This window comes from Bacillus sp. SDLI1 (assembly GCF_001553895.1).
Classification (GTDB): domain Bacteria; phylum Bacillota; class Bacilli; order Bacillales; family Bacillaceae; genus Bacillus; species Bacillus siamensis.
The window spans coordinates 1,902,395-1,929,359 of the sequence record NZ_CP013950.1 but is presented as its reverse complement, the minus strand read 5'-3'; the positions used below and the strand labels follow the sequence as shown (position 1 = coordinate 1,929,359).

The 26,965-nt window shown below is 48.4% G+C and carries 16 protein-coding genes and 2 pseudogenes; 10 read left to right on the top strand and 8 right to left on the bottom strand.

Going from position 1 to position 26,965, the window contains the following annotated elements:
- Positions 1 to 119 precede the first annotated feature (119 nt).
- The 3 genes from putP to AUL54_RS09065 all read left to right on the top strand — a co-directional run bounded on the left by putP (position 120) and on the right by AUL54_RS09065 (position 4,130).
- On the top strand, positions 120 to 1,541 hold the full coding sequence (putP, locus tag AUL54_RS09075) for a sodium/proline symporter PutP (RefSeq protein WP_235588420.1): 1,422 nt from the start codon (positions 120 to 122) through the stop codon (positions 1,539 to 1,541).
- A gap of 157 nt (positions 1,542 to 1,698) precedes the next feature.
- On the top strand, positions 1,699 to 2,934 hold the full coding sequence (locus AUL54_RS09070; protein WP_060963644.1) for a proline utilization transcriptional regulator PutR: 1,236 nt from the start codon (positions 1,699 to 1,701) through the stop codon (positions 2,932 to 2,934).
- 185 nt (positions 2,935 to 3,119) lie between these two features.
- The gene (locus tag AUL54_RS09065) at positions 3,120 to 4,130 is read left to right on the top strand and encodes an NAD(P)/FAD-dependent oxidoreductase (RefSeq protein WP_060963643.1); all 1,011 of its coding nucleotides are present in this window, start codon (positions 3,120 to 3,122) and stop codon (positions 4,128 to 4,130) included.
- A gap of 33 nt (positions 4,131 to 4,163) precedes the next feature.
- Here the strand turns inward: AUL54_RS09065 and cobA are convergent, their stop codons facing one another.
- The 4 genes and pseudogenes from cobA to AUL54_RS21950 form a co-directional block, all read right to left on the bottom strand.
- On the bottom strand, positions 4,164 to 5,603 hold the full coding sequence (gene cobA / locus AUL54_RS09060) for a uroporphyrinogen-III C-methyltransferase (RefSeq protein ID WP_060963642.1): 1,440 nt from the start codon (positions 5,601 to 5,603) through the stop codon (positions 4,164 to 4,166).
- A gap of 67 nt (positions 5,604 to 5,670) precedes the next feature.
- A complete protein-coding gene (gene nirD, locus AUL54_RS09055; protein WP_060963641.1) occupies positions 5,671 to 5,991 on the bottom strand; it encodes a nitrite reductase small subunit NirD in 321 nt (106 codons plus the stop codon).
- A gap of 20 nt (positions 5,992 to 6,011) precedes the next feature.
- A complete protein-coding gene (gene nasD, locus AUL54_RS09050; protein WP_060963640.1) occupies positions 6,012 to 8,429 on the bottom strand; it encodes an NADPH-nitrite reductase in 2,418 nt (805 codons plus the stop codon).
- Positions 8,430 to 8,547: 118 nt separating this feature from the next.
- Positions 8,548 to 8,677 (bottom strand): annotated as a pseudogene (locus AUL54_RS21950) (hypothetical protein); the annotation flags it as partial.
- Between the two features lie 147 nt (positions 8,678 to 8,824).
- Between AUL54_RS21950 and AUL54_RS09045 the strand changes: the two are divergent.
- From AUL54_RS09045 to AUL54_RS09025, 5 genes and pseudogenes are all read left to right on the top strand, one after another.
- Positions 8,825 to 10,027 carry a GTP-binding protein gene (locus tag AUL54_RS09045; protein ID WP_060963639.1) on the top strand — a complete coding sequence of 401 codons (1,203 nt, stop codon included), beginning with the start codon at positions 8,825 to 8,827 and terminating at the stop codon, positions 10,025 to 10,027.
- Positions 10,028 to 10,090: 63 nt separating this feature from the next.
- Positions 10,091 to 11,227 carry a zinc-dependent alcohol dehydrogenase gene (locus tag AUL54_RS09040; protein ID WP_060965076.1) on the top strand — a complete coding sequence of 379 codons (1,137 nt, stop codon included), beginning with the start codon at positions 10,091 to 10,093 and terminating at the stop codon, positions 11,225 to 11,227.
- A gap of 16 nt (positions 11,228 to 11,243) precedes the next feature.
- Positions 11,244 to 11,678, top strand: coding sequence for an RDD family protein (locus AUL54_RS09035; RefSeq protein ID WP_060963638.1), 435 nt, complete (start codon positions 11,244 to 11,246; stop codon positions 11,676 to 11,678).
- Between the two features lie 117 nt (positions 11,679 to 11,795).
- Positions 11,796 to 12,074, top strand: a complete 279-nt coding sequence (locus tag AUL54_RS09030) for a YckD family protein (protein ID WP_406795067.1) — start codon at positions 11,796 to 11,798, stop codon at positions 12,072 to 12,074.
- A gap of 100 nt (positions 12,075 to 12,174) precedes the next feature.
- Positions 12,175 to 12,445, top strand: a pseudogene (locus AUL54_RS09025) (family 1 glycosylhydrolase); the annotation flags it as partial.
- Between the two features lie 159 nt (positions 12,446 to 12,604).
- Here the strand turns inward: AUL54_RS09025 and comJ are convergent.
- The 4 genes from comJ to hxlA form a co-directional block, all read right to left on the bottom strand.
- A complete protein-coding gene (gene comJ, locus AUL54_RS09020; RefSeq protein ID WP_047476185.1) occupies positions 12,605 to 13,003 on the bottom strand; it encodes a competence protein ComJ in 399 nt (132 codons plus the stop codon).
- Between the two features lie 21 nt (positions 13,004 to 13,024).
- Positions 13,025 to 13,462 (bottom strand): NucA/NucB deoxyribonuclease domain-containing protein, encoded by a 438-nt coding sequence (locus AUL54_RS09015; protein ID WP_060963635.1) that lies wholly within the window; start codon positions 13,460 to 13,462, stop codon positions 13,025 to 13,027.
- 357 nt (positions 13,463 to 13,819) lie between these two features.
- Positions 13,820 to 14,377, bottom strand: coding sequence for a 6-phospho-3-hexuloisomerase (gene hxlB / locus AUL54_RS09010; RefSeq protein ID WP_060963634.1), 558 nt, complete (start codon positions 14,375 to 14,377; stop codon positions 13,820 to 13,822).
- Positions 14,374 to 15,009: a 3-hexulose-6-phosphate synthase gene (gene hxlA, locus AUL54_RS09005; RefSeq protein WP_016936796.1), complete on the bottom strand. Its 636-nt coding sequence runs from the start codon at positions 15,007 to 15,009 to the stop codon at positions 14,374 to 14,376. Before hxlA ends, hxlB begins: the two co-directional genes overlap by 4 nt.
- A gap of 232 nt (positions 15,010 to 15,241) precedes the next feature.
- Here hxlA and AUL54_RS09000 point away from each other — a divergent pair, with 232 nt between their 5' ends.
- Positions 15,242 to 15,604 (top strand): transcriptional activator HxlR, encoded by a 363-nt coding sequence (locus AUL54_RS09000; RefSeq protein ID WP_060963633.1) that lies wholly within the window; start codon positions 15,242 to 15,244, stop codon positions 15,602 to 15,604.
- Between the two features lie 589 nt (positions 15,605 to 16,193).
- Positions 16,194 to 26,948, top strand: coding sequence for a surfactin non-ribosomal peptide synthetase SrfAA (srfAA, locus tag AUL54_RS08995; RefSeq protein ID WP_060963632.1), 10,755 nt, complete (start codon positions 16,194 to 16,196; stop codon positions 26,946 to 26,948).
- Positions 26,949 to 26,965 lie beyond the last annotated feature (17 nt).

Sequence of the window (26,965 nt, the reverse complement as noted above, 5' to 3'; positions counted from 1 at the left end):
ACTGAATGGGCATCCTCCTCGCGGGGGGTGTCCATTTCACCATAAACATATAAAGCGGAGGAGGAAATGCCATAGCAAACATTCAGTTGATTATATCCATTTGTATTTATATGGCGGGCATGCTGTTTATCGGTTATTTCGCCTACAGACGGACGTCAAATCTGACGGATTACATGCTCGGGGGGCGTTCTTTAGGTCCTGCCGTCACAGCGCTCAGCGCGGGAGCGGCGGATATGAGCGGATGGCTCTTGATGGGGCTTCCGGGCGCCATGTTCTCAACGGGGTTAAGCGGCGCTTGGATTGTCATCGGCCTTGTGCTCGGAGCATGGGCGAACTGGCTTTTCGTGGCGCCGAGACTGAGAACGTATACTGAACAAGCGGGGAATTCCATCACCATTCCGGGTTTCCTTGAAAATCGTTTCGGTGATCATACGAAGCTTCTCAGACTGTTTTCAGGTCTTGTCATTCTCGTCTTTTTCACATTTTACGTATCATCGGGCATGGTGTCCGGAGGCGTCCTATTCAACAGCATTTTAGGGTTGGACTATCACACCGGCCTGTGGGTTGTGACAGGCGTCGTTGTCGCCTACACCTTGTTCGGGGGCTTTTTGGCGGTAAGCTGGACGGACTTTGTCCAAGGGATCATCATGTTTGCAGCGCTTATTCTCGTGCCGATTGTGACGATTTTTCATACGGGCGGCCCGGGAGAAACCGTTGCCGATATCCGTTCCGTCAACCCGGAACTGTTTAATATGTTCAAAGGAACGACCGTCCTTGGCATTATTTCTTTATTTGCGTGGGGGCTCGGCTATTTCGGGCAGCCGCATATTATTGTGCGCTTTATGGCGATCACATCTGTGAAAGAAATCAAACGCGCCAGACGGATCGGAATGGGATGGATGATTTTGTCTGCACTAGGCGCGCTGTTTACGGGGCTTGCGGGAATCGCGTATTACCACCAGCACGGAATGAAGCTGGCTGATCCGGAAACCATTTTTATTCAGCTTGGCAACATTCTGTTCCACCCGATTATTACGGGATTTCTCATTTCTGCGATTTTAGCGGCCATTATGAGTACGATTTCGTCTCAGCTGCTCGTTACGTCCAGTTCTTTAGTAGAGGATTTGTATAAGTCCATGTTCAGGCGTTCGGCTTCTGATAAGGAACTCGTATTTCTGGGGAGAATGGCAGTGCTTGCGGTGTCAATCATCGCCTTGGTGCTCGCCTGGGAGAAAAACAACACGATACTAGGTCTTGTCAGCTATGCATGGGCGGGATTTGGCGCGTCATTCGGGCCGGTCGTACTGCTCAGTTTATTTTGGAAACGGATGACGAAATGGGGGGCACTCGCCGGCATGATTGCGGGAGCGATTACCGTAATCATTTGGGCGAATGCCGGTCTTTCAGACTTTTTGTACGAAATCATTCCGGGCTTTGCTGTAAGCCTTGCCGCTGTATTTGTCGTCAGCTTATTGACACAGGCTCCGTCAAAAGATGTCACAGATCAGTTTCATGAGTACCGTGATACACTTTCTCAATAAAAGCAAGGAACGAGAGGAAGAAGGGACCGCCCTTTTTCCTCTTTTCACGATACAGAATTCCGGATTATGCTGTTTTGGGAATATATGAATTTTTTTCTATACAAAAAGTCACCCCTCAGAGTATGATAAAGATAAAAAGAGCATAGGAGAAATAGGTATGGAAGAGCTTTTAGAGAGAGTTTTTTCATTTACGGACATTGATAAATTAATTGATTTCATCAGTTACGAATTGCAGAAGCCCGTCATTCTGGAAAGTGCGGATTTCTTTTTGCTTGCCTATAATTCTTATTACATTAATCACTTCGACTCCGCCAATCAGCAGACGATATTTTCAAAAAAATGCCCCGTGCAGATTTTTGAGAGATTTCTGAAGGACGGGGTGATCGAAAAACTGAAAACCGTTCCTGAACCGTTCCGTGTTGAAAAAATAGACAGTATCGGGCTGAATCAGAGAGTGGTCGTAAGCGCAAAACATAAAGGGGAAGTGATGGGCTACATCTGGATTCAGGAGCTCGACCGCGATTTGACGGACGAGGAGCTCGACTTTTTATATGAAACCTCATTCCATGTCGGAAAAATCATCTATAAAACGAACCGGCTGAAACAGGAAAAGGAAGAGAGAGCGGAAGACCTGGTGAAACGGGCAATCTTTCAGCAATTCTCCTCTGAAAAGGAGTTCAAGCGGGAGGCGGAAAAGATGAACGCCGTGCTGCCGTCGGTTTTCTCGGTGGTTGTCCTGCATGCCGCAAATGGGGATGGGGAGGCAGTCGAAGATTTGAAGGAAAATATCAAATCGTACTTGAATTTGCGGGATAAAGTCAGTCATGTCTTAACCATTGATTCCAATATTGTCATCGTCGTCGCAAGCTTCTCGCAAAAAAGCTCCGGCACTTCGGCAGCATCTGAATTCATCCACAAACTGCTGACTCATTTTCACTTTCAGAAGATCCCCACTCCCATCTATATCGGAATCGGCAATGAATACAGCAGCATCCTGAAGCTCGGGAAAAGTTATATAGAAGCCCTTGAAGTCATAAAGGCCGCAGAAATTACCGGAAATCAGGAAAATATCCCGTACGAATACAGCAAGCTCGGGATCTACCGCTATCTTGAAAGCATCGAAGAAAAAAACGCCTCACTGGAATATGTAAACCATGATTTAGCTTTATTAAAAGCCAAGGATAGAGAAAGCAGCACCGAATTGCTGAAAACGTTAGAAATCTATCTCCTCAATAACTGCAAAACAAAACCAGCCGCAGAACAGCTTTTTATTCATCAAAACACATTGAACTACCGTATCAAACAGATTCTTGACATGACATCAATTAATTTAAACGACTTCAGGACAAGGTGCCAGCTGTATCTTGATATCATGCTGATGAAAAAGAAATAAAAAAGAAACCAGTCGCCGTACTGGTTTCAGCTTTAATACCCTCCCGCTTATCAATCTCAGAACCTCACCCCTTTCCCAAGATGAGAAATGAATGAACACTGCTCCTCAATGTATGTTATACTCTTAGTGATATTGATTCTCAATTAGATATGTTTGAAGTATAGATATAAACGGGAGGCAGAATAATGGCGGAAAATCATGAGGTGTATGACGTCACGATTATAGGCGGGGGCCCGATCGGCCTGTTTACGGCTTTTTATTGCGGGATGCGCGAGCTAAAAACGAAAGTGATTGAATTTTTGCCGCGGCTCGGGGGGAAAGTGTCTATGTTTTTCCCGGAAAAAATCATCCGTGATATCGGCGGAATTCCGGGGATCGCAGGGGAACAGCTGATTAAGCAGCTGATGGAGCAGGCGGCGACATTTGAGCCGGATATCGTGTTGAATCAGCGGGTGACCGGATTTGAGCGGCTGAATGACGGGACCATTGTGCTGGAAAGTTCTGAAGGGGAAAAGCACTATACACGCACCGTGATTTTGGCTGTCGGCATGGGAACGCTTGAGGTCAATGAGCTCAACAGCGAGGATGCGAGCCGTTATTCAGGGAAAAACCTTCATTATAAAGTGGAGAAGCTGGATGCGTTTGAAGGTAAGCATATCGTGATCTCCGGAGGGGGAGATGCCGCGGTTGACTGGGCGAATGAGCTGGAACCGATTGCGGCGTCTGTTACCGTCTTGCACCGCCGTGAGGAGTTCGGCGGTTTAGAAAGCAGCGTGGCGAAAATGAAGCAGTCTTCCGTGCGGGTGTTTGCGCCGTATCGTCTGAAGCATCTCAACGGCACCGGGGAACGGATCGAGAGCGTCACCGTTTGTCATACCGAGTCTGGCCATTCTGAAGACATCAAGCTTGATGAGCTCATTATCAATCACGGGTTTAAAATTGATCTCGGCCCGATGAAGGATTGGGGGCTTGAGATAGAAGAAGGCAGGATTAAAGCCGACAGACATATGCGGACCAATCTTCCAGGCGTGTTTGTTGCAGGTGACGCCGCCCATTATGAAAGCAAGCTCAGATTGATTGCCGGCGGCTTCACGGAGGGACCGACCGCCGTGAACAGCGCCAAAGCATATTTGGACCCGCAGGCGGATCAGATGGCGATGTATTCGACTCATCATAAGAAATTGGTGACACAATAAAAAAGGGAATGGCCCCCGATGTTGAGCCGGGGGTCAGCTGTGAACGAGCATGTCTTTCATTTCATTTTGTATAAACGCAAATAACTGTTCCTGATTTTTCACGGCGGTAAATCCGTAACCGGCGGGTATGTCTTCACCGATGCAGATGACGGGAGGGCGGTTTGCTGTCGGATTCGGTGATATGCCGATCTGTTTTCCGGCGCTGAGCAAATGCTGAGCGGATTCTTTGCCCGGACAGATAATCATTTGCAGAGGAGACTCACTGATTGTGCGTTCGATCATCGAAGTGAACCGCTCATCTGGGATATGTTCATGAGTGATATAAAACGGGCATGATACTGAGTCTGGCATGTTTTCTGCCGCTTGACGGCTTCCGACAATGAGCGAATGCGGAGACTCACCTTGATGGCCGGATAGGCGGAAGCCCCGTTTTGTCAGTTCCGTCTTTGCCGCTTCAGTCGCTGCATTCAGGCTTGCTGTCACCCGGCGGATGTCAATCTGCTTGAAAGCCAGTGTGTCAAAGAATTCACAGACCGCACGGCGTGATGTGAAAAAGATCTGTTCAAAAGTGCTGATCCGCTTCAGGATGTTTTCGTTTGCGGGCATTTTTTTAATCATCCGCTTCGGCCATTCGATAACATCAGCGCCATACTCGCGCAGCCTGCCTGTCAATGTATGTTCATCATCGCCCTGAGTGACCACCATGATATGCCGCCCGATGAACGGTTTGCTTTCAAACCAGCTGTATGTTCGAAGGTTTACGATATCTCCGATGACGATAATGGCGGGGTTGGTGATGTTTTGGCTTTGTACTTTTTCATAAATATCCTGAAGCGTTCCTTTTACGCTGCGCTGCCGGCCCCATGTTCCCCATTGAATGACGAGTACGGGGACGGAGGGGGATTTCCCGTGCTCCATAAGCTGCCGGCATATAAATGACAGATTTTTAACGCCCATATAAAACACAAGCGTTTGAACGCTTCGGGCCAGCCCTTCCCAGTCGAGATTCGGCCTGCCTTGTAATGATGTATCATGAGCGGTGATCATGGCGAAGGACGAAGCGCAATCACGATGGGTGACGGGGACGCCCGCATACAGCGGCGCCGCGATTCCCGAGGTGATGCCGGGCACCATCTCGTAGCGGATGCCGTGCCGATGAAGCGCCTCCGCTTCTTCGCCGACTCTGCCGAACACGCTTGGGTCTCCGCCTTTCAAGCGGACTACGGTGAAGCCTTCCGCTGCTTTTTCAATCAGCAGGGCATTTATCTCCGACTGTTTCATAAAATGGCGGTCGGGCAGTTTTCCGCAATAAATGAACCGGCAGTCTGGAGAGGCATATTCAAGAAATGTTGGGTTTGCAAGCCGGTCATACAAAATGATATCCGCTTTCTCCAGAACCTGTTTCCCTTTTACGGTAATCAGCCCCGGGTCTCCAGGTCCGGCACCGACAAAATATACAATTCCGTTTCTCATGGTGGCGTCATCCCTTCATCAATTTAAAAAGTGAAGGACCACTTGAAAAAGTGATCCGACCCTTTAATCAATACAGGAGGTATACATTCTCTCCCTCGATCAGTGTTTCGTATGTTTTAATACAGCCATGATCCGGCTCTTGGACTTTTCCGTCTTCTAAGGAAATTTTCCAGTCATGCATCGGGCAGAAGACGTATTCTCCGCTGACGATGCCTTCAGCCAGGACGCCCCCTTTATGAGGGCAGCGGTTTTCGACGGCGCGGACGCTTCCGTCAGAAAGCTTAAATACGGCAAGCTCTTTATCTTCTATATATACGGTTTTTCCTAACTCCTCAGGTAATTCGTTTAACATGCCTATGCAAACCTTTGTCATATCTTTATTAACCATGTCCGTTCCTCCTTACTGTTTTATGAAGTCGTGACGACATTTTCAAATAAATCTTTAGAAGCTTTTTTATCTTTAAGGAAATATTGCCACGGATCTTTGTGAACAGAGAGTGTTTCATTCATCCTGTCGTTGAGCTCCTGCCGTTTTTCAGGATCGTTCAACACAGATTGGACATGGGATAAACCGATGCGCTCAAGCCATGCGGATGTGCGCTCCAAGTAGTTAGCCGTTTCTCTGTAGTACTGAAGGTAAGCGCCCGCGTATTCTAAGACTTCTTCATTCGTTTTCACTTTCATCAGCAAATCACCGGCGCGCAAATGAGTTCCGCCGTTCCCCCCGACATAAAGCTCCCAGCCTCCGTCGATGCCGACAACACCAAGGTCTTTAATGCCGGACTCCGCACAGTTCCGCGGGCAGGCAGACACGGCCATTTTAACCTTATGAGGCGTATTGAGCCCTTCGAATTTTTTCTCAAGCGCAATGCCCAGTGCCATGGAGTCTTGTGTGCCGAAGCGGCAGAATTGTTCGCCTACGCACGTTTTTACCGTGCGGAGTGTTTTTCCGTACGCGTAGCCTGAAGGCATATCAAGCTCGGCCCATACTTTCGGCAGGTCTTCTTTTTTGACGCCGATGAGATCAATTCGCTGGCCGCCTGTCATTTTAACGAGCGGGATCTCATATTTGTCGACGACATCGGCGATCTTGCGGAGATCCTGAGAGTTGGTCACGCCGCCGTACATCCGGGGCACGACTGAGTATGTTCCGTCTTTTTGAATATTGGCATGCATCCGTTCGTTCACAAAACGGGATGTTCTGTCATCCTCGTATGTAGACGGATTGATCATGCCTAAGTAGTAGTTGAGGGCAGGCCGGCATTTGGAGCAGCCCTCCGGCGTTTTCCAGCCGAGCACGTTCATGATTTCTCTCGTATGTGATAGCCCTTTGGCTTTGATTTCTTCTACGACTTCATCTCTCGAAAGCGAGGTGCATCCGCAAATCGCTTCTTTTTGCGCGGATGCGTCAAATTCTGAGCCCAGTGTATATTGAAGAATGTCTTCCACGAGCGGTTTACAGCCTCCGCAGGAACGGGATGCCCCAGTACATGCTTTGATTTCGTCCGTTGATGTGCAGCCTTTTTCCTGAATGGCTTGAATAATCGCGCCTTTTGATACACCGTTGCAGCCGCAGATGATTTCATCGTCGCTCATCGCCGCGGTCATGCTTGCGCCTGCTTCCTGATCAAGAGGCTGTAAGATTGATATTTTGGAGGTTTCAGAGATATCGGCTTCTTTTTGAATCATGGAAAACAGGCGGCCGCCCTCGCTGCTGTCTCCGAATAAAACAGCGCCGACAATTTGATTGCCTCTCAGGACGATTTTTTTATAGATGCCGTCCTGCTCATCGAAAACTTTAATCGCTTTTTTCTCCTCTGTTTCGTTAAAGTCACCGGCAGAGAATACCTCGACGCCTGATACCTTTAATTGAGTGGAGAGAACGGAGCCTTCATACGGTTTTGTTTCAATGCCGCAAATATGTTTGGCCAGCACTTTTGCCTGTTCATAGAGCGGCGCCACAAGACCGTATGCGATTCCGCGGTGCTCGGCACATTCACCGACAGCGTAAATGTGCGGGATTTCAGTCTGCATATAATCGTTAACAATGATTCCGCGGTTAACCGGAATGCCGCTTTCCGCGCCAAGCTGGGTATTCGGGCGGATGCCGACCGCCATGACGACTAAATCAGCTTCGATGCTTGTGCCGTCTTTAAAGCGTACGCCTTCGACACGGTCAGTACCGACAATTTCTTCGGTTTGCTTTTCAAGTAAAAAGGTCATGCCTTGTTTTTCTAATTCGTTTTGCAGCAGGCGCCCTGCAGTTGGATCAAGCTGGCGTTCCATCAAGTATGGAGCGAGGTGGATGACAGACACGTCCATTCCGAGATTCAGCAGCCCGCGAGCGGCTTCCAAACCAAGCAGTCCTCCGCCGATGACGGCTGCTTTTTTATATTGTTTTGACGCAGCGAGCATCGTGTCGGTATCTTTTATGTCCCGGAATGCCGTGACGCCTTTTTTATCTGCGCCCGGAATCGGAAGGATAAAAGGGACAGAGCCTGTCGCCAGGATGAGTTCATCATAGGGCTGGATTCTGTCTGCATCTGTAATGACGGTTTTGCTGTCTTGGTCCACTTTGATGACTGTTTCACCGGTATGCAGCTGAATGTTGTTTTCTTTGTACCAGTCCCAATCGTTTAATGTAATATCTTTAATATCTGTATCGCCTTGAAGCACTTTTGACAGAAGGATTCGGTTATAGTTGGGATGAGGTTCGGCCCCGAATATTGTAATCTCGAATTCGTCTTTTGAAACACGCAGTATTTCTTCAATCGCTTTTACCCCGGCCATTCCATTTCCAACAAGGACTAGCTGTTTTTTTCCCATCAGATGATCCGCTCCTTACCTATGTTTTCTTTAGCGTAGCACAGCGAAAACAGATATTTAAGATACATGTTATGAGATGTAACAAAAAATACTAAAAAATCTAAAAATTTTATGAAAATTATTTTGGGCTGATACGTGCAGCGCACATCTTAAAACCGGGCATTTTTACAGTCCGGGTCCAAGGCTTCACCAATTAAATCGTTGATGTTTTGCGTGTCAGACCACTGGATGGGAACAAACAGTGTATGATGTCTGACTTTTACTTGATTTTAAACAGAGATTGCATCAGAATAAATAGTAATAATTACGATTTACTATACTATACATATTAGTTGAAAAGAGACAGTCACAGATAATAAATCGTAATCATTCTATTTTGTTGGGAGGCTATTTTTATGGGGAAAATTCCGGTTACAGTATTGAGCGGCTATCTTGGTGCTGGAAAGACGACAGTTTTGAATCATATTTTACAAAACCGCAACGGTTTAAAAATTGCCGTCATCGTTAATGACATGAGCGAAGTAAACATAGACGCGGGCCTGGTGAAACAGGGAGGGAGCTTATCACGGACAGACGAAAAACTCGTAGAATTATCCAACGGCTGTATCTGCTGCACGCTGCGTGAGGATCTATTAGTCGAAGTTGAGAAACTTGCCAAAGACGGCAGATTTGATTATATCGTGATTGAATCAACAGGGATCAGTGAACCGATTCCCATTGCCCAGACATTTTCTTATATAGATGAAGAAATGGGTATTGATCTGACAACATTCTGCAGGCTGGACACAATGGTTACCGTGGTGGATGCAAACCGCTTCTGGCATGATTTCCAGTCCGGTGACAGCCTCCTTGACCGTAAAGAAGCTGCGGAAGAAGAGGATGAACGGGAGATTGCCGACCTATTAATTGATCAAATTGAGTTTTGTGATGTGCTTATTTTAAATAAGTGCGACATGGTGGGCGAAAAAGAGCTTGAACAGCTTGAAACAGTTCTTCGCGCATTACAGCCCCGTGCCAAGCTGATCCGATCCGTCCGCGGAGAAGTGCCTGCCGAATGCATTTTGAATACCGGTTTATTTGAGTTTGAAGAAGCGAGTTCATCAGCAGGATGGATAAAGGAGCTGACGGCAGGCCATGAAGCGCACACTCCGGAAACAGAAGAGTATGGAATCACTTCGTTTGTGTATTCACGGCGTCTGCCGTTTCATACCGTTCGTTTTGACAGCTGGCTGCATCAATCAATGCCTGACAGCATTGTGCGCGCAAAGGGAATTGCCTGGTGTGCAACCCACAACAGCTTCGCGCTGCTGATGTCTCAGGCGGGTCCGGCGGTCTCAGTTGAGCCTGTCTCTTATTGGGTGGCGGCGATGCCGAAACGTGAGCAGGAGCAGATCAAACAGCAGGAACCGGAGATTCTGGAGGATTGGGACGTTCAATTCGGAGACCGTCATACGAATCTGGTATTTATCGGGATTGATTTAGATGAAGCAGCCATTGCAAAGGAATTAGATCAGTGTCTGCTCACGCCGTCTGAGTTCGATTCTGACTGGTCTCAATTTGAAGATCCTTTTCAATGGGACATTCAGCGGGCTGAATAACATACCGGCCAAGTTTAGAAGCATGTGAGAAGGGAAGGAGTGATGAAAAAGGAGCTGAACAATGTGAAAGCACTGACATACCAAGGAAAAGAACATATGGAAGTGAAAGAAGTCCCTGCACCCGTCATTCAAGATGAGAGGGATGTCATCGTTCGAATCACCGCAACCGGAATTTGCGGTTCAGACCTTCATTTATATAAAAACGGAATACCCGCCGATCCGGGTTACATCGTTGGGCACGAGCCAATGGGAATCGTTGAAGAAACGGGCAGTCAAGTTAAAAAGCTGAAAAAAGGCGACCGGGTCGTGATTCCTTTTAACATCGGCTGCGGAGAATGTTATTATTGCAAGCACCAGATGGAAAGCCAGTGTGATGAATCAAATCCCAATCCTCATACAGATGCCGGCGGCTTATTCGGTTTCTCGGAGTTTAACGGTAATTATCCCGGCGGGCAGGCTGAATATTTACGAGTGCCCTATGCTGATTTCTCTTCTTTTCTGGTTCCGGCAGACAGCGAGCTAGAAGATGAACAGGTGCTGCTTCTGTCAGATGTCATGCCGACCGCCTTTTGGAGCGTTCAGCACAGCGGAGTGAAAAAAGGAGACACAGTCGTTATTCTGGGCTCAGGTCCGATCGGTTTAATGGCGCAAAAATTCGCTTGGAAAAAAGGCGCAAAGCGGGTCATCGCAGTCGATCAAGTCCCGCACCGCCTTGAACATGCGAGACGCATAAACAGAGCAGAGACCTTCAATTTTTCAGAGCATGAGGAGATCGGGAAACTGCTGCATGAACAAACGTCAGGGGGCGCGGATGTTGTGATTGATTGTGTCGGAATGGACGGCACGCCGCTTTCAAAAGAAAAAGAAAAGCAAAAACCGAATCAGTTCGGAACCATCAGTCCGATTCTTACAGCGTCAGAAGCCGTTAAGAAGTTCGGTACTGTTCAGCTCACAGGTGCATATATTTCCGAAGCGGATGGTTTTCCGATCGGTGATTTTTTCACGCGCAACGTTTCTCTAAAAATGGGCCAGGCACCCGTTATCCATCTGATGCCGATGCTGTATCAAATGGTCGAACAAAATGAAATTGATCCGACGGATATTATTACGCACAAAATGAGTCTTGCGGAAGCCCCTGCTGCATATGATATATTTGACAAAAAAGAAGATGGCAACATAAAAGTGATTTTGAAGCCATAGAGCGAGGGGAAACACAATGAATATTTACAGACCGGCGGGATTTTGGATCAGATTGGGAGCCGCAGTACTCGACTATTTAATTATTTCAGTGCCTTTGGCGATTATTTATATGCTGGCAACGGGAAAAGATCCGGATGAGAGTGCAATGATCAGCATTATTTTGACTCTTTATTCTATCTTGCTCCCTGTATACTGGAACGGTTATGTTATCGGCAAAAAGATCTGCGGTATCCGCATCGTCAAAAAAGACGGCACTCAGGCAGGCTTTCTCACTATGATTTTAAGAGTGCTTGTGGGCGCCTTAATATATGGTGTGACGTTAGGAATCGGTGTGATCGTGAGCGCATTTATGGTCGGAATGAGAGAAGACAAACGGTCGATCCATGATTTTGTGGCAGGAACGTATGTCACATACGCATTGCCGGACGAATCGATTGAAAAGAGCGAATAATTTCGCTCTTTTTTTTGCATAAAAACTGGATGGAGGCACAACATATAACAAACGCTAAAGGAGGAAAAAGTCATGAAAAAAACTGCGTTATCATTGGCTGCGTTTTTCATTACGGCAATGATTTTTATAATGCCGGCACATGCAGCTGAAACAAAAATGCCTTCAACAATGTCACTTACGGTACAGCAGAAAAAAGAAATTGAATCTCTTGAAAAGGAAATACTCGAAAAACGTAAACATGTCATTTCCAAATATGTTGAGTACGGTGTCCTGCCGAAAGAAAAAGCAGAGCATATTAAACAGCATATGGACAGGCACTTTAATATGATGAAACAAAATGGCTTTATCCCGAAGCCTCCTCCTCATAAATTGGAGAAGCGGCATCATCATTCTTAAGCATCCGGCAAGCCGGATGCTTTTTTGTTTTATCGGGATTGCTCTGAAACGCGTTTCATAACCTATGATATCAAATCAGACGCATCAGGAGATGAAACACATGAGACATGAAAAAACGGGTTTTTTACCGGATATATTTCTATGGGGATCGGCATCAGCCGCCTATCAGGTTGAAGGGAGCCTGGAATACAGACGGTAAGGGTTCCTCAGTCTGGGACCATTTCGCAAAAATAACAGGTAAAACGTTTAAAGGCTCAACCGGCGATACAGCAGCCGGCCATTATGAATGGTATAAAGAAGATGTCGCCTTGATGGCAGAGATGGGTTTGACAGCTTACCGCTTTTCTGTCAGCTGGCCGAGGATTTTTCCTAGCTTCGATTATTCATCGGCTTATCTGCTTACAAGTCACCCTGACCCTGAAGACAAAACTGCATTTGAAGTTTTTACTGGTATCGGAACGTGATCGAAACAAACGGTAAGAGTTTATAAGAGTTCCCTGAGAGAAATATATTTCTCTCAGGGTTTTCTTTTACATTGCGGCCGCATCGATAATATACGTATCTGCATGCAGGTCGGATAATTCGGCAGGCACTGAATAACAAGTAAGGCTGTATCGGCCTTTCGGAAGATCGAAGAAAAGCCGTTTTGACATCACGCTTTCAATCTCAATTCCATCTTTTACAGCTTCAAAAGAAACAGCCGCTTTTTTCTCATAGGATGGCACCGGTTCATTTGTATTAAGCCTGAGGACAATAAATGCCTTCGTATTTCTCCTTGCTTCAAAAGAAACAGCTCCGTCAGCCTCCGCAAATCCTTTTTCAATGGCTTCATCCGTCCAATCGATAACAGGCGGTTCGGAATCTTTTTGGAAGATTGTAAATTGATGATAAGAAATGATAAGTTCTTGCGGTTTCCATGATTTAATCAATGAGCTGCTCCTCCTGTTTTGTTACTTGATTTTAAATAATACTCTCGTTCCATCTGGATCATTGGTAAGCTGGTGTCCGACCCAAGAGCCGGCCCCGCGGTTGTCTGCCGGAGAAATATATTCTACGGAGGCATTGTTTCCGCCCTGTTTACAAACCGCCATCGGCCATTCATCTCTGTCGTACCCCGTTTTTACAGGCACATGTTTAAGAGATTGCTCACGCCGCTTATGTACTCCGTCTCTGTCAATGGTGCATATGCTGGGATGTCCTTCTTTTATCGCGTCCTTAATATGCTTTGCTGTTTCCGGATATCGATCGGACGGAAATAGGATTACTTTGTCGTAATCGCTTTTCTGAACGGTCTGCTCGTTATCTGAGAAAATATCACCCTTGATCAGGGCCGCAACTGCTCCGGCAATGATGATAAGAACAAGCAGCAGTGCTTTTAATGTTTTCAAGAGTATCAATCACCTCCAGTTTTAAATTGCTGTAAAGCTGGTCCAAGAATAAAGCAGAATCGGCCCGCTGTAAAGCTGTTAAAATATATTTTCCAGCCTCAATTTCAACTGAATATCTGTAAAACCGCCTGCACAAATTAGTTTTATCCAATAAAAAACCGGTCAGAAAGTCTTTTTTGCAGTTTCTCTATTCAGAAATGAATGATTGCGGCCGTCTGAATAATTGGCTATTATAGCGATAAGCTCACAGGCAGGGTATTTTCGTCAGCGAGTTTCCGGGTGAAAACCTGGCCGGATGCAATCGAGCGCCGCAGGACGATAAAAAGACGGCCATCTGATAAGAAGGCCGCCAGTATATCATTCCAGATTTGCATGATTTGCAAACATGTCTGCCGAATTCAGTTCTTTTTTCTCCATGATTTTTAGAATAACCGCATCGTAAAACAGCAGGAGAGTCTGTTCAAATAAAGAACCCATCGGCTGAATCGTCTTTCTGTCTCCGCCGGTCTCATCCTTAGGAGAGCCGGGAATCGTTATCGTAAGATCCGCAAGTCTGCCGAGACTCGAGTCAGGATTAATCGTTAATGCAGTGATGATGCCATTAAGGCTTTTGGCTTTTTCAGCAGTATGAAGCAGGCTTTTTGTTTCGCCTGAGCCTGAGCCGATGATGACGAGACCGCCTTCTTTGAGGGGAGGGGCAAGCGTCTCACCGACGATGTAAGCGTTCAGCCCGATATGCATCATCCTCATGGCGAACGCTTTAGCCATAAAACCGGAACGGCCCGCTCCGGACGTGAAGATCTGATCTGCAGCTAAAATCTGATCCGCAAGCTTGTCAGCTTCATTGTCGGCTATTAACGATGCAGTACGGGATAATTCATTTAGGATTTCATGTAAGTATTCCGTCGTTTTCATGATCCTTGTGTGATCAGCTGTTTCATTTTAGAAGCAGTATCCGCTTTATTGTCAGCTCCCGTAATGCCTCCGCCGACAATGATTAAATCTGGGTTTTGTTTGATGGCTTCGGGAAGCGTATCAAGTTTAATGCCCCCGGCAATTGCGGTTTTAGCGCTCTTGACCGCTTTTTTAATCGCCGTCAGTTCCTCGAATGAATTTTTTCCTTCTGCTTGAAGATCATAACCTGTGTGGACACAAATATAATCAACACCGAGTTGGTCAATTTCTTTTGCCCGTGTTTCAAGGTCTTTTACGTTGATCATATCGACAAGGATTTTTTTCTGCTGTTTTTTTGCTTCGGCAACCGCTCCTTTGATCGTCGAATCATCTGTCGCCCCTAAAACGGTGATGATGTCGGCACCTGCTTCTGCCGCTTTCATAATCTCGTAACCGCCTGCATCCATGATTTTAAGATCGGCAAGCACTTTCAGGTGAGGAAAGGCCGTTTTCATTTCCTGCACGGCTTTCAGTCCTTCATTAATGACGACGGGAGTGCCGATTTCTACAACATCTATATATTGCTCGACCTCTTTCACAAGTTCAATTGCTTCAGGGATATTCACTAAGTCTAATGCGAGCTGTAATTCCACTGTATATTCACTCCTCTTTTTAATGTATCTACATTCTATAGAGTGCCCTGCAAGTTGAAAAGTACGCACTTTAAAGTCAAATAGTTACTTTGAGGATACTGTCCCCCGCAGGCAATGTGTTTTGTCTCAGCAAAACTGCGTGGTAGTATAAATGGATGAAAGCTCTGTGAAAAAGTAAGCAAGTGTTTATAGATGATTAACGTACGAAAAGTAAGAGGAAGGAGAATGGTCCGTGAGCCGAATGGATAAGAAAACGTTTAATTGCGAAAAGGAATTGACGCTTGCCGTGATAGGCGGGAAGTGGAAAATGCTGATTATGTGGCACCTGGGAAAAGAAGGGACAAAACGATTTAATGAGCTGAAAGCTTTAATTCCTGATATTACGCACAAAATTCTTGTGAATCAGCTCAGGGAGCTGGAGCAGGATCTGATCGTTCACAGGGAAGTTTACCCTGTTGTTCCCCCGAAAGTGGAGTACTCATTAACGGAGCAAGGAGAGACCCTTATGCCGATTTTGGATGCTATGTATAAGTGGGGAAAAGAATATATGGAATTAATCAACATTGATAAAACCGCAATAAAGGAACCTTTTTGAAGCGCTCTATAAAAAATAGAGCGCTTTTTTTTGCGGTTTAATGAAATCATATTGCGAACGATTAAATCTCCTGTTTCGGTTCTTGCGCTGTTTTTTCCTCATCAGCTCATATATGAAAACTATTTTCATTCTGCCATAACTGGATATTCGAAAGATTTATACTATAGTTTAAAGATTTTTAATTTTACATAAATAATAATTTTAAAAATAAATTGCGGGATGCCGCAAAATACCCTCTGGAATTGTCGGAATTTTTTTCGGTGTGCCGCATGAAACTTTTCACCCATTTTTCGGTGATAAAAACAATAATTTCATATAAAGTGAACGTAAGTAGATATATAGTAATTCATGAAGAAATAGGTAAACCCTGTTGCTTACAAACATTGGATTCTTGTCTTGATTTCTCATAAATTTGAGCCGAATTTCGGACTGTGCGGGTGAATGGATTGCGGATTTCGGCGGTGATTAAATCGGGATCGTTTTGGAGGTAAGTGGTTCTTTTGGCTTGATAATGAGTTAGGGACATTGAGGGAGGCTGTTTCTAAGGGAGAATTGACAAATTTATCTTGAAAAGGGGAGGCGCACACATATGGAAATAACTTTTTATCCGTTAACAAATGCACAAAAACGTATCTGGTATACAGAAAAATTCTATCCGAACACAAGTATTTCAAATCTTGCGGGTTTCGGAAAGCTCATTTCTGAGGACGGCGTACAAGCCCATGTCGTTGAGAAAGCGATACAGGAATTCGTCCGTCGTCATGAGTCGATGAGAATCCGTCTTCGGCTTGATGATGAGGGGGAGCCCGTTCAATATGTGAGCGAATACCGTCCGCTGACTATCGAGCATACAGACATCAGGCAAGCCGGCTGCTCTGCAGACGAGCTGTCAAAATGGGGGCGTGACGAGGCAAGCAAACCTCTGGCGTTATATGATCAGGATTTATTCCGTTTTTCGGTGCACACGATCAGTGAAAATGAGGTCTGGTTTTACGCTAATGTGCATCACATTATTTCAGACGGGATTTCCATGACGATTCTGGGCAATACGATTACTGATATTTATTTGGAGCTTTCAGGCGGAGCAAGTGGGGAACAGACGGAGATTCCTTCCTTTATCGAGCATGTGCTGACAGAGCAGGAATATGTGCAGTCGAAGCGGTTTAAAAAGGATCGGGATTTTTGGAACGGACAGTTTGAGACCGTACCGGAGCTTGTGTCTTTAAAACGGAGCCAGGCAGATGCGGGTCTTGATGCGAAACGGTTTTCTCAAGAAATTCCTCATGACCTGTACGGCCGGATTCAATCATTTTGCGGGGAGCATAAGGTCAGCGTTCTTTCTCTGTTCCAGTCAGCTCTGATCGCTTATCTCTACAAAGTGACAGGCCGGGATGATGTCGTCACGGGTACGTTTATGGGAAACCGGACGAATGCGAAAGAAAAGCAGATGCTCGGGATGTTCGTATCCACGGTGCCTGTGCGGACAAGTGTTGACGGAAGCCAGCCGTTCTTGGAATTCGTCAAAGGCCGGATGAAGGATCTGATGAAAATTCTCCGCCACCAAAAGTATCCATATAACTTGCTTGTCAATGATTTGCGTGCTTCAAAAAGTTCGCTGAGCAGATTGTTTACGGTGGCTCTGGAGTATCAAGTGATGCAGTGGCAGAAAAAAGAGAATCTGTCCTTCCTGACAGACCCGATCTTCAGCGGAAGCGGAACAAATGATATATCGATTCACGTGAAGGAACGATGGGACACCGGGAAATTGACGATTGATTTTGACTATCGCAGTGACATATTCAAGGCGGACGAAATTGCCTCTGTTTCTGAACGTTTGATCACGCTGATTGAAGATGCGATATCATCTCCTGACCGTGTAATTGATGAGCTCGCTCTTCTTTCAGAATCCGAGAAAGAGCTGCTCCTGAAGCGTGCTCTCGGCAATCCGGTCGCTTATCGCAAGGAGATGACGATTCCGGCGCTGTTTGAAGAGAAAGCGAAGGCACTGTCTGACAAACCCGCGGTTGTATATGAAGGCCGGACATTGTCCTATCGCACATTGCATGAACAGTCAGGCCGTATCGCCGGACGCCTTCTTAAAGCCGGGATATCAGCCGATTCTCCTGTCGCTGTGCTGCTTGGCCGATCTGACCGTGTTATTGCGGCAATATTGGGAATTTTGAAAGCGGGCGGCGCCTATGTGCCGATTGATCCTGACTTTCCGGCGGATCGGATTCAGTACATCTTGGAGGACAGCGGAGCGAAGGCTGTTCTGACAGAGGCGGGAATACAGGCGCCTGAAACGAATGCCGAACAGATTGATTTTGATGAGGCCGTTCAATATGAGACAGCCGCTGACGGTGTCGGCACACAATCAGACCGGCTGGCTTACATTATCTATACGTCCGGTACAACAGGGCGGCCGAAAGGCGTGATGATTGAACATCGGCAAGTTCATCACCTGGTTCAATCATTGCAGCAGGAGATTTATCAGTGCGGTGAACAGACATTAAGAATGGCGCTGTTGGCCCCGTTTCATTTTGATGCGTCCGTTAAACAGATTTTCGCCTCGCTTCTTTTAGGCCAGACGCTTTATATCGTGCCGAAAACAACTGTTACAAACGGCTCGGCACTGCTGGACTATTATCGTCAAAACCGGATTGAAGCCACTGACGGAACGCCTGCGCATCTGCAGATGATGGTTGCGGCGGGAGATGTCAGCGGAATTGAACTGCGCCACATGCTCATTGGGGGAGAAGGCCTGTCCGCCGCTGTTGCTGAACAGCTGATGGCGCTGTTTCATCAATCGGGCAGAGCGCCGCGGCTGACAAATGTCTACGGGCCTACGGAAACGTGCGTAGATGCGTCCGTGCATGAGGTGTCACAAGATAACGGAATGAATCAGCAGGCGGCGTACGTTCCGATCGGAAAACCGCTCGGCAACGCCCGGCTGTATATATTGGATAAGCACAAACGGCTTCAGCCCGACGGCACGGCCGGTGAGCTGTATATCGCGGGAGACGGGGTAGGCCGCGGTTATTTAAATCTTCCGGATTTGACCGCAGAGAAGTTTTTGCAGGACCCGTTTAACGAGAGCGGCCGCATGTACCGCACGGGCGATATGGCGCGCTGGCTGCCGGACGGAACAATCGAATATATCGGCCGGGAAGACGATCAAGTGAAAGTCCGCGGCTACCGTATTGAGCTGGGAGAAATTGAAACGGTGCTCAGGAAAGCTCCGGGCGCGGCGGAGGCCGTCGTGCTGGCACGGCCGGATCAGCAGGGCAGCTTAGATGTTTGCGCATATATCGTTCAAGAAAAAGGAACCGAGTTTCACCCTGCCGAGTACCGGGAGTATGTGTCCAAACACCTTCCTGATTACATGGTGCCCGCTTACTTTACAAAAACGGATAAAATTCCGCTTACGCCGAGCGGGAAGGCAGACCGCAAAAAGCTGTTTGCGCTTGATGTGCAGGCTGTCAGTTCGTCAGAGTATGCGGCGCCGAGAAATGAGACAGAGAAAACGCTCGCCGTCATCTGGCAGGAAGTCCTCGGAATGGACAAGGCGGGTATTTATGACCATTTCTTCGAGTCTGGCGGTCATTCCTTAAAGGCAATGACGCTTTTGACGAAAATTCATAAGCAAATGGGCGTGGAAATCCCGCTGCAATACTTGTTTGAGCATCCGACAATCGCGGCGCTTGCCGATTATGCGGTAAGCCGAAACGAAGGGATGGATTACAGTGCGATTAAGCCGGCTGAGAAGCAGGCGAGCTATCCGCTTTCGCTCGCCCAGCAGCGCATCTATATCGCGAGTCAATTTGAAGATGCGGGGGTCGGGTATAACATGCCGGCAGCAGCCGTTATCGAAGGCGCTTTAGACCGTGAAAAACTAGAGCGTGCATTTTCTGTTTTAATCAGCAGGCATGAAGCGCTCAGAACATCGTTTCAATCAGAGGACGGCACGCCGAGACAGGTGATTCACGAGCATGTTCCGTTTCATATTGAAATGATCGAAGCGAGCGGGAGAACGAATGAACAGGTAATGAAGGATTTTGTGCGCCGTTTTGAGCTGGCGGAGGCGCCTTTGTTCAGAATCGGCCTGCAAACGCTCGGTCACAATCGCCATATGCTGCTGTTTGATATGCATCACCTGATTTCAGACGGAGTGTCAATTTCCATCATGCTGAAGGAACTGGCAGACATCTATAGCGGAAAACAGCTGCCTGATTTGCATATTCAATATAAAGATTACGCCGTCTGGCAAGCGGAACGGGCGGAGGAAGGCTACAAGATAGAGCGGGCGTATTGGAAAGAAGTCTTTAGCGGCGAACTGCCGGTGCTTCAGCTGCTCCCTGATTACCCGCGGCCGCAGGTGCAAAGCTTTGAGGGTGACCGCGTATCAGTCAAGCTGCCGAAAGAGCTGCGGGACCGGTTGCAGAAGCTTGCCGGGAAAAACGGAGCCACCCTTTATATGGTGCTGTTATCGGCATATTATACGCTGCTTTCTAAGTATTCAGGACAGGAAGACATCATCGTGGGAACACCGTCAGCGGGAAGAAATCATTCCGATACCGAGGGACTGATCGGGATGTTTGTCAACACGCTTGCGCTGCGAAGCTCCGTGAAGCAGGATCAGACATTTACAGACTTGTTAGGTCATGTTCGCAAGCAGGTGCTGGACGCGTTTTCTCACCAGGACTATCCGTTTGAGTGGCTGACCGAGGAGCTGAATGTGCCCCGGGATATGAGCAGGCATCCGATATTTGATACGATGTTCAGTCTGCAAAATGCTTCGGACGGAATTCCGGAGATCGGCAATCTTACGCTGTCTCTTCATGAAACCAACTTCAATATCGCCAAATTCGATCTGACAATGCAGGCCCGGGAAACAGCGGAAGGCATTGCGCTCGATTTGGATTATTGCACGAAGCTGTTTAAGCGCTCGACGGCGGATCGCCTGCTTGCGCACTATGTCCGCCTGCTGGAGAGTGCGGCAGCTCAGCCGGATGCGAAAATCAGCGAATATGACCTGCTTTCTGAACGGGAGGCTTTGAATCAATTACAGCGGTTCAATCCGGAGCGCACGGCCTATCCGAAAGAGCAAACGATCGTGCAGATCTTTGAAGAACAGGCCCGAAAGAACCCTGACCGGACCGCTCTTCAGTTCGAAGGGGAAACCCTGTCGTATCAGCAGCTGAATGAACGCGCCAACAGGCTTACGCGGCATATTCTTTCGGTCGGTGGCGGCGGAAAAACCGCGGCTGTTTTATGTGAACGGTCAATGGACATGATTGTTTCCATTATGGCTGTATTAAAAGCGGGGGCAGCCTATGTGCCGATTGATCCTGAACATCCGGTTCAGCGGATTCAGCATTTCTTCCGCGACAGCGGGGCGAGTGTGCTCCTGACTCAGCGAAGCCTCAAGCCGATTGCGGAAAAGGCCGGTTTTCAAGGCGTCATTGTGCTTGCTGATGATGAGGCGAGCTATGAAAAGGACTCTCACAATCCAGCATTGCCGTTTGATTCCAAGACGATTGCCAATCTCACTTATACATCAGGAACTACGGGAACGCCGAAAGGAAACATCGTCACACATGCCAACATTTTGCGGACGGTAAAGAACACGAACTATTTGGCCGTTTCTGAAGAAGATACTGTGCTCGGACTGTCAAACTACGTCTTTGACGCCTTTATGTTTGATATGTTCGGTTCGCTGTTAAACGGTGCAAAGCTTGTGATCGTCCCGAAAGATACGGTGCTGGACATGACCCGCCTGTCCCGTGTGATCAAACGGGAGAATGTAAGCATTCTGATGATTACGACGGCCCTGTTCCACCTGCTTGTTGATATGGAGCCGTCCTGTCTGACGACGCTTCGGAAAATCATGTTCGGGGGCGAAAGGGCGTCTGTTGAGCATGTCAAAAAGGCGCTGGCGGCAGTCGGAAAAGGAAAACTGCTTCATATGTACGGTCCGTCTGAGAGCACGGTGTTTGCGACATACCACCCGGTAGATGTGATTGAAGAAGATACGCTCTCCGTTCCGATCGGAAAACCGGTCAGCAATACGGAAATCTTCATCATGAACACGGCCGGACGAATGCAGCCGGCAGGTATCCCGGGCGAGCTGTGCGTCAGCGGGGAAGGTCTCGTGGAAGGCTATTACAACCGTCCTGAACTGACGGAAGAAAAATTTGTGAAGCATCCGTTTAAAGAAGGTGAACGGATGTATAAAACGGGCGACTTGGCCAGATGGCTGCCGAATGGCGATATCGAGTTTATCGGACGTATCGACCATCAGGTGAAAATCCGCGGCCAGCGGATTGAGCTTGGCGAAATTGAGCACCAGATCCAAAGCCATGACCAAATTCAAGAATGCATCGTGCTCGCTGTGGACCAGGGTGCGGGTGACAAACTTCTTTGCGCGTATGTTGTCGGCCTCCGAGAAATCTCTTCCCGGGAGCTGAGGGAGCATACGGCGAAGGATCTTCCGGCTTATATGATTCCGGCTGTCTTTATTCAAATGGATGAACTGCCTCTTACAGGAAACGGGAAGATCGACAGACGGGCGCTGCCGATGCCTGATGTGACCGCAGCGAAAGCTGTGTCATATACGGCGCCGCGCAATGAAACAGAACAAAAACTGGCGGATATTTGGGCTGAGGTGCTGCAAATGGAGCGGGTCGGCGTGCACGATCAGTTCTTTGAGATCGGAGGCCATTCGTTAGCGGGAATGAAACTGCTTGCTCTCATCCAGAAGACATTCGGCGTGCAGCTTACATTAAAGGATCTGTTCACTTCTCCGACGGTTGCGGGACTGACGCAGCTGATTGAAGGCGCTGAGCGGAAGACGGCTGAAAGCATCATACCGGCGGCTGTGCAGGAAACGTATCCGGTTTCTTCACCGCAGAAGCGGATGTTCGTGCTTCAGCAGCTGGAAGGCGCTGAAACAAGCTATAACATGCCGTCTGTGCTCCGCTTAAAAGGAAAGCTTGATGCAGAAAAGCTGAAATCTGTCATGAAACAGCTGACAGAACGCCATGAAGCCTTCAGAACGACGTTTGACATAAAGGATGGAGAAACGGTTCAGCGTATATGGGCCGAAGCTGATATTGACATGGAATATTACGAAGCCTCTGAGGAAGACGCCGGACAAATTATTCAGAGCTTTATCCGGCCGTTCCGCCTGGATCAGCTTCCTCTCGTCAGAACGGGGCTGGTTAAGCTGGCTGAACATGATCACCTGCTGCTGTTTGACATGCACCATATCATTTCAGACGGCGCTTCAGTCGGCGTGCTGATAGATGAACTGTCCCGCCTGTATGGCGGCGAAACGCTTGAGCCGCCGCGGATTCATTATAAAGACTACGCGGTATGGCAGCAGAAATTTATTCAATCAGAGCAGTACCGCAAGCAGGAGGAGCATTGGCTTCGGGAGCTTAACGGCGAGCTTCCGGTATTGACGCTGCCGGCTGATTACAGCCGTCCGGCTGTGCAAACCTTTGAAGGAGACAAGCTGGTCTTTTCACTGACTGAAGAACAGACGTCGGCTCTTCGCAGTCTTGCGAAACAAACGGATTCTACCATGTACATGGTGCTGCTGGCGTCATACAGCGCTTTTCTCTCAAAATTGAGCGGACAGCATGACATCATTGTCGGCTCCCCGGTTGCGGGACGGTCACATGCGGATCTCGCTAACGTCATCGGTGTGTTTGTGAATACACTCGCGCTTCGGACGTATCCGGAAGCGGACAAAACGTTCACAGATTATCTTGAAGAAGTAAAACAAACCGCTTTACGTGCATTTGATGCGCAGGATTATCCGCTTGAGGACCTTCTGCAAAAGATTGAGGTGCAGCGTGATACGAGCCGAAATCCGCTGTTCGATGCGGTATTCTCAATGCAAAACGCAAATGCCGAAGATCTGGTCATGGAAGGAATTGAGCTGAAGCACCATCCGTTTGACAGAAAAACAGCCAAGTTTGACCTGACGATGACGGCTGATGACACAGACGGAGGCTTAACGTTTGTGCTTGAATATAACACTGCGCTGTTTAAACCGGAAACGGCAGAGACGTGGAAGCATTATTGGCTTCATCTGTTAGAAGCCGCCGCGGAAAATCCGGCAGCGAAGCTTTCTGAGCTTTCATTGGTGAATGAAACAGAAAAACAAGCCCTCCTTGACGCATGGAAAGGAAAAACACTCTCTGTGCCGCGGGACAAAACAGTTCACCGTCTCTTTGAAGAAACGGCCGCCCGCCACGCAAACCATCCGGCCGTGGCATACAACGGCGCGAAATGGACGTACGGCGAGCTGAACGCAAGGGCGAACCGCATCGCGCGCGTTCTCATGGACTGCGGCGTTACGGCTGACGAACGTGTCGGCATTTTGACGAAACCGTCCTTGGAAATGGCCGCGGGCGTACTCGGCGTCCTAAAAGCGGGCGCGGCATTTGTGCCGATTGATCCCGATTACCCGAAAGAGCGGATCAGCTACATTCTGCAGGACAGCGGGGCCAAGCTGCTTCTCACGCAGGAAGCGCTCGACGTGCCGGAAAGCTACACAGGAGATACGATCCTGCTTGACGGCAGCCGCTCTATTCTGAGCCTGCCGCTTGATGAAAACGATGAAGCGAATCCGCAGACGGAAACAACGGCGGATCATCTCGCTTATATGATTTACACGTCAGGAACGACCGGACAGCCGAAGGGTGTCATGGTCGAACACCATGCGCTGGTGAACCTGTGTTTCTGGCATCACGACGCATTCGCCATGACGGCGGAGGATAAAAGCGCCAAATACGCGGGCTTCGGTTTTGACGCCTCCATCTGGGAGATGTTCCCGGCATGGACCATCGGCGCGGAGCTTCACGTCATTGACGAAGCGATCCGGCTGGATATCACCCGCTTAAATCACTATTTCCAAGAGCACGGCGTGACCATCACCTTCCTGCCGACACAGCTGGCCGAACAATTTATGGAGCTGGAAAATACCTCTCTCCGCATGCTTCTCGTCGGAGGAGACAAGCTGAAGCGGGCGGTGAAACAGCCGTACACGATCGTCAACAACTACGGCCCGACGGAGAACACCGTCGTCGCGACAAGCGGCGTCATCAATCCGGAGGAAGGATCGCTTTCGATCGGACGGGCGATTGCCAATACGAGAGCGTATATTCTCGGCGACGGCGATCAGGTGCAGCCGGAAGGCATTGCCGGTGAATTGTGCGTGGCAGGCCGCGGACTTGCGCGCGGATACCTGAACCGTGAGGAAGAAACGGCGAAGCGGTTTACCGCAGATCCGTTTGTGCCAGGCGAGCGCATGTACCGGACCGGCGACCTCGTCAAATGGAACGCGCAGTGCGGCATCGAATACATCGGCCGCATCGACCAGCAGGTCAAAGTGCGCGGCTACCGGATCGAGCTTTCAGAAATTGAAGTCCGCCTCGCCCAGCTTGCGGACGTTCATGACGCGGCGGTGACGGCGGTGGAAGACAAAGCGGGCAATACCGCGCTTTGCGCCTATGTCGCACCTCAGCAGGATGATATCGAAGCGCTCAAAGCCGCGCTGAAAGACACGCTTCCGGACTACATGGTCCCGGCATTCTGGGTGGAGATGGACGAGCTTCCGGTCACCGCAAACGGCAAGATTGACAAAAAAGCCCTGCCGGCGCCGGACATTGAAGCGGGAAGCGCCGCTTACAAAGCGCCGGAAACGGAGATGGAGACGCTGCTTTCTGACATTTGGCAGGAAGTGCTCGGTCTTGATCAGATCGGCGTAAGCGATAATTTCTTCACGCTCGGCGGCGACTCGATCAAAGGCATCCAAATGGCGAGCCGCCTGAACCAGCACGGGTATAAATTGGAGATGAAAGATCTCTTCCAGCATCCGACCATCGAAGAGCTCGTCTCTTATGTGGAGCGGACGGAAGGCAAGCAGGCCGATCAGGAACCTGTCGAAGGCGAAGCGGACTTAACGCCGATCCAGCGCTGGTTCTTTGAGAAAAACTTTACCGACAAACACCACTGGAACCAATCCGTCATGCTTCACGCGAAAGACGGCTTTGATCCGGACCTGGCGGAAAGAACTCTGCAAGCATTGATCGAACACCATGATGCGCTCCGGATGGTTTACCGTGAGCAAAAGCCGTATTACAGAGGGCTTGAGGAGGCGTCTGTTGAACTGAACGTCTTTGAGCTGAACGGACTCAGCGAAGATCATGAAGACCGTATCGAACGGGAAGCAGACCGTCTTCAAAGCAGTATTTCACTGGAAACAGGACCTCTGCTGAAGGCCGGGCTTTTCCGGGCGGAAGACGGAGACCACCTTCTCCTTGCGATCCATCACTTAGTCGTAGACGGTGTATCTTGGCGGATTTTACTGGAGGACTTCACGTCCGTTTATACACAGCTCAAGCAAGGCAATGACCCGGCGCTGCCGCCGAAAACACATTCATTCGCCGAATTTGCCGAGAGAATCAAAGAATACGCAAATACGAAGGCGTTTCTGAAAGAAGTTGATTACTGGAAAGAGCTTGAGGAAAAAGAGGTGTGCACTCAGCTCCCGAAAGACAGGCAGTCTGGGGATCAGCGCATGAGACATACAAGAACGGTCAGCTTCTCTCTGACGGCTGAACAAACGGAACAGCTGACCACAAACGTCCATGAAGCCTACCACACGGAAATGAATGATATTCTGCTGACGGCGCTCGGACTGGCGCTCAAGGAGTGGACGGGTGAAGACACGATCGGCGTTCATTTGGAAGGCCACGGACGCGAAGACATTCTTGACGGCTTGAATATCACCCGGACGGTCGGCTGGTTTACGAGCATGTATCCGATGATCCTTGAGATGAAACACGCCGACGACCTTTCATATCAGCTGAAACAAATGAAAGAAGACATCAGGCATATCCCGAACAAAGGAGTCGGCTACGGCATTCTGCGTTATGTAACGGCGCCTGATCATAAAGAGAATCTTTCGTTTGAGATTGATCCGGATATCAGCTTTAACTACTTAGGCCAGTTTAATGAGATGTCGGATTCCGGCTTATTTACAAGATCCGATATGCCGTCGGGACAATCGCTGAGCCCGGACACAGAGAAGCCGAATGCGCTTGATATTGTCGGATTTATAGAAAATGGGCAGATGACGATGACGTTTGCCTATCATTCTCTCGAATTTCATGAAAAAACCATTCAATCGTTCAGTGACAGCTTTAAAGGGCACCTCCTGAACATCATAGATCATTGCCTGGCTCAAGACGGTCCTGAACTTACGCCTAGTGATCTTGGTGATGATGATCTGACGCTTGATGAACTTGATAAATTAATGGAAATTCTCTAACAGAAAAGACAGAGGTG

Excerpts from the sequence above, each read along its gene's own strand:
- putP (WP_235588420.1), top strand. The coding sequence starts at position 120 with ATGCTGTTTATCGGTTATTTCGCCTACAGACGGACGTCAAATCTGACG.
- AUL54_RS09070 (WP_060963644.1), top strand. The coding sequence starts at position 1,699 with ATGGAAGAGCTTTTAGAGAGAGTTTTTTCATTTACGGACATTGATAAA.
- AUL54_RS09065 (WP_060963643.1), top strand. The coding sequence starts at position 3,120 with ATGGCGGAAAATCATGAGGTGTATGACGTCACGATTATAGGCGGGGGC.
- cobA (WP_060963642.1), bottom strand. The coding sequence starts at position 5,603 with ATGAGAAACGGAATTGTATATTTTGTCGGTGCCGGACCTGGAGACCCG.
- nirD (WP_060963641.1), bottom strand. The coding sequence starts at position 5,991 with ATGGTTAATAAAGATATGACAAAGGTTTGCATAGGCATGTTAAACGAA.
- nasD (WP_060963640.1), bottom strand. The coding sequence starts at position 8,429 with ATGGGAAAAAAACAGCTAGTCCTTGTTGGAAATGGAATGGCCGGGGTA.
- AUL54_RS09045 (WP_060963639.1), top strand. The coding sequence starts at position 8,825 with ATGGGGAAAATTCCGGTTACAGTATTGAGCGGCTATCTTGGTGCTGGA.
- AUL54_RS09035 (WP_060963638.1), top strand. The coding sequence starts at position 11,244 with ATGAATATTTACAGACCGGCGGGATTTTGGATCAGATTGGGAGCCGCA.
- AUL54_RS09030 (WP_406795067.1), top strand. The coding sequence starts at position 11,796 with ATGATTTTTATAATGCCGGCACATGCAGCTGAAACAAAAATGCCTTCA.
- hxlB (WP_060963634.1), bottom strand. The coding sequence starts at position 14,377 with ATGAAAACGACGGAATACTTACATGAAATCCTAAATGAATTATCCCGT.
- srfAA (WP_060963632.1), top strand. The coding sequence starts at position 16,194 with ATGGAAATAACTTTTTATCCGTTAACAAATGCACAAAAACGTATCTGG.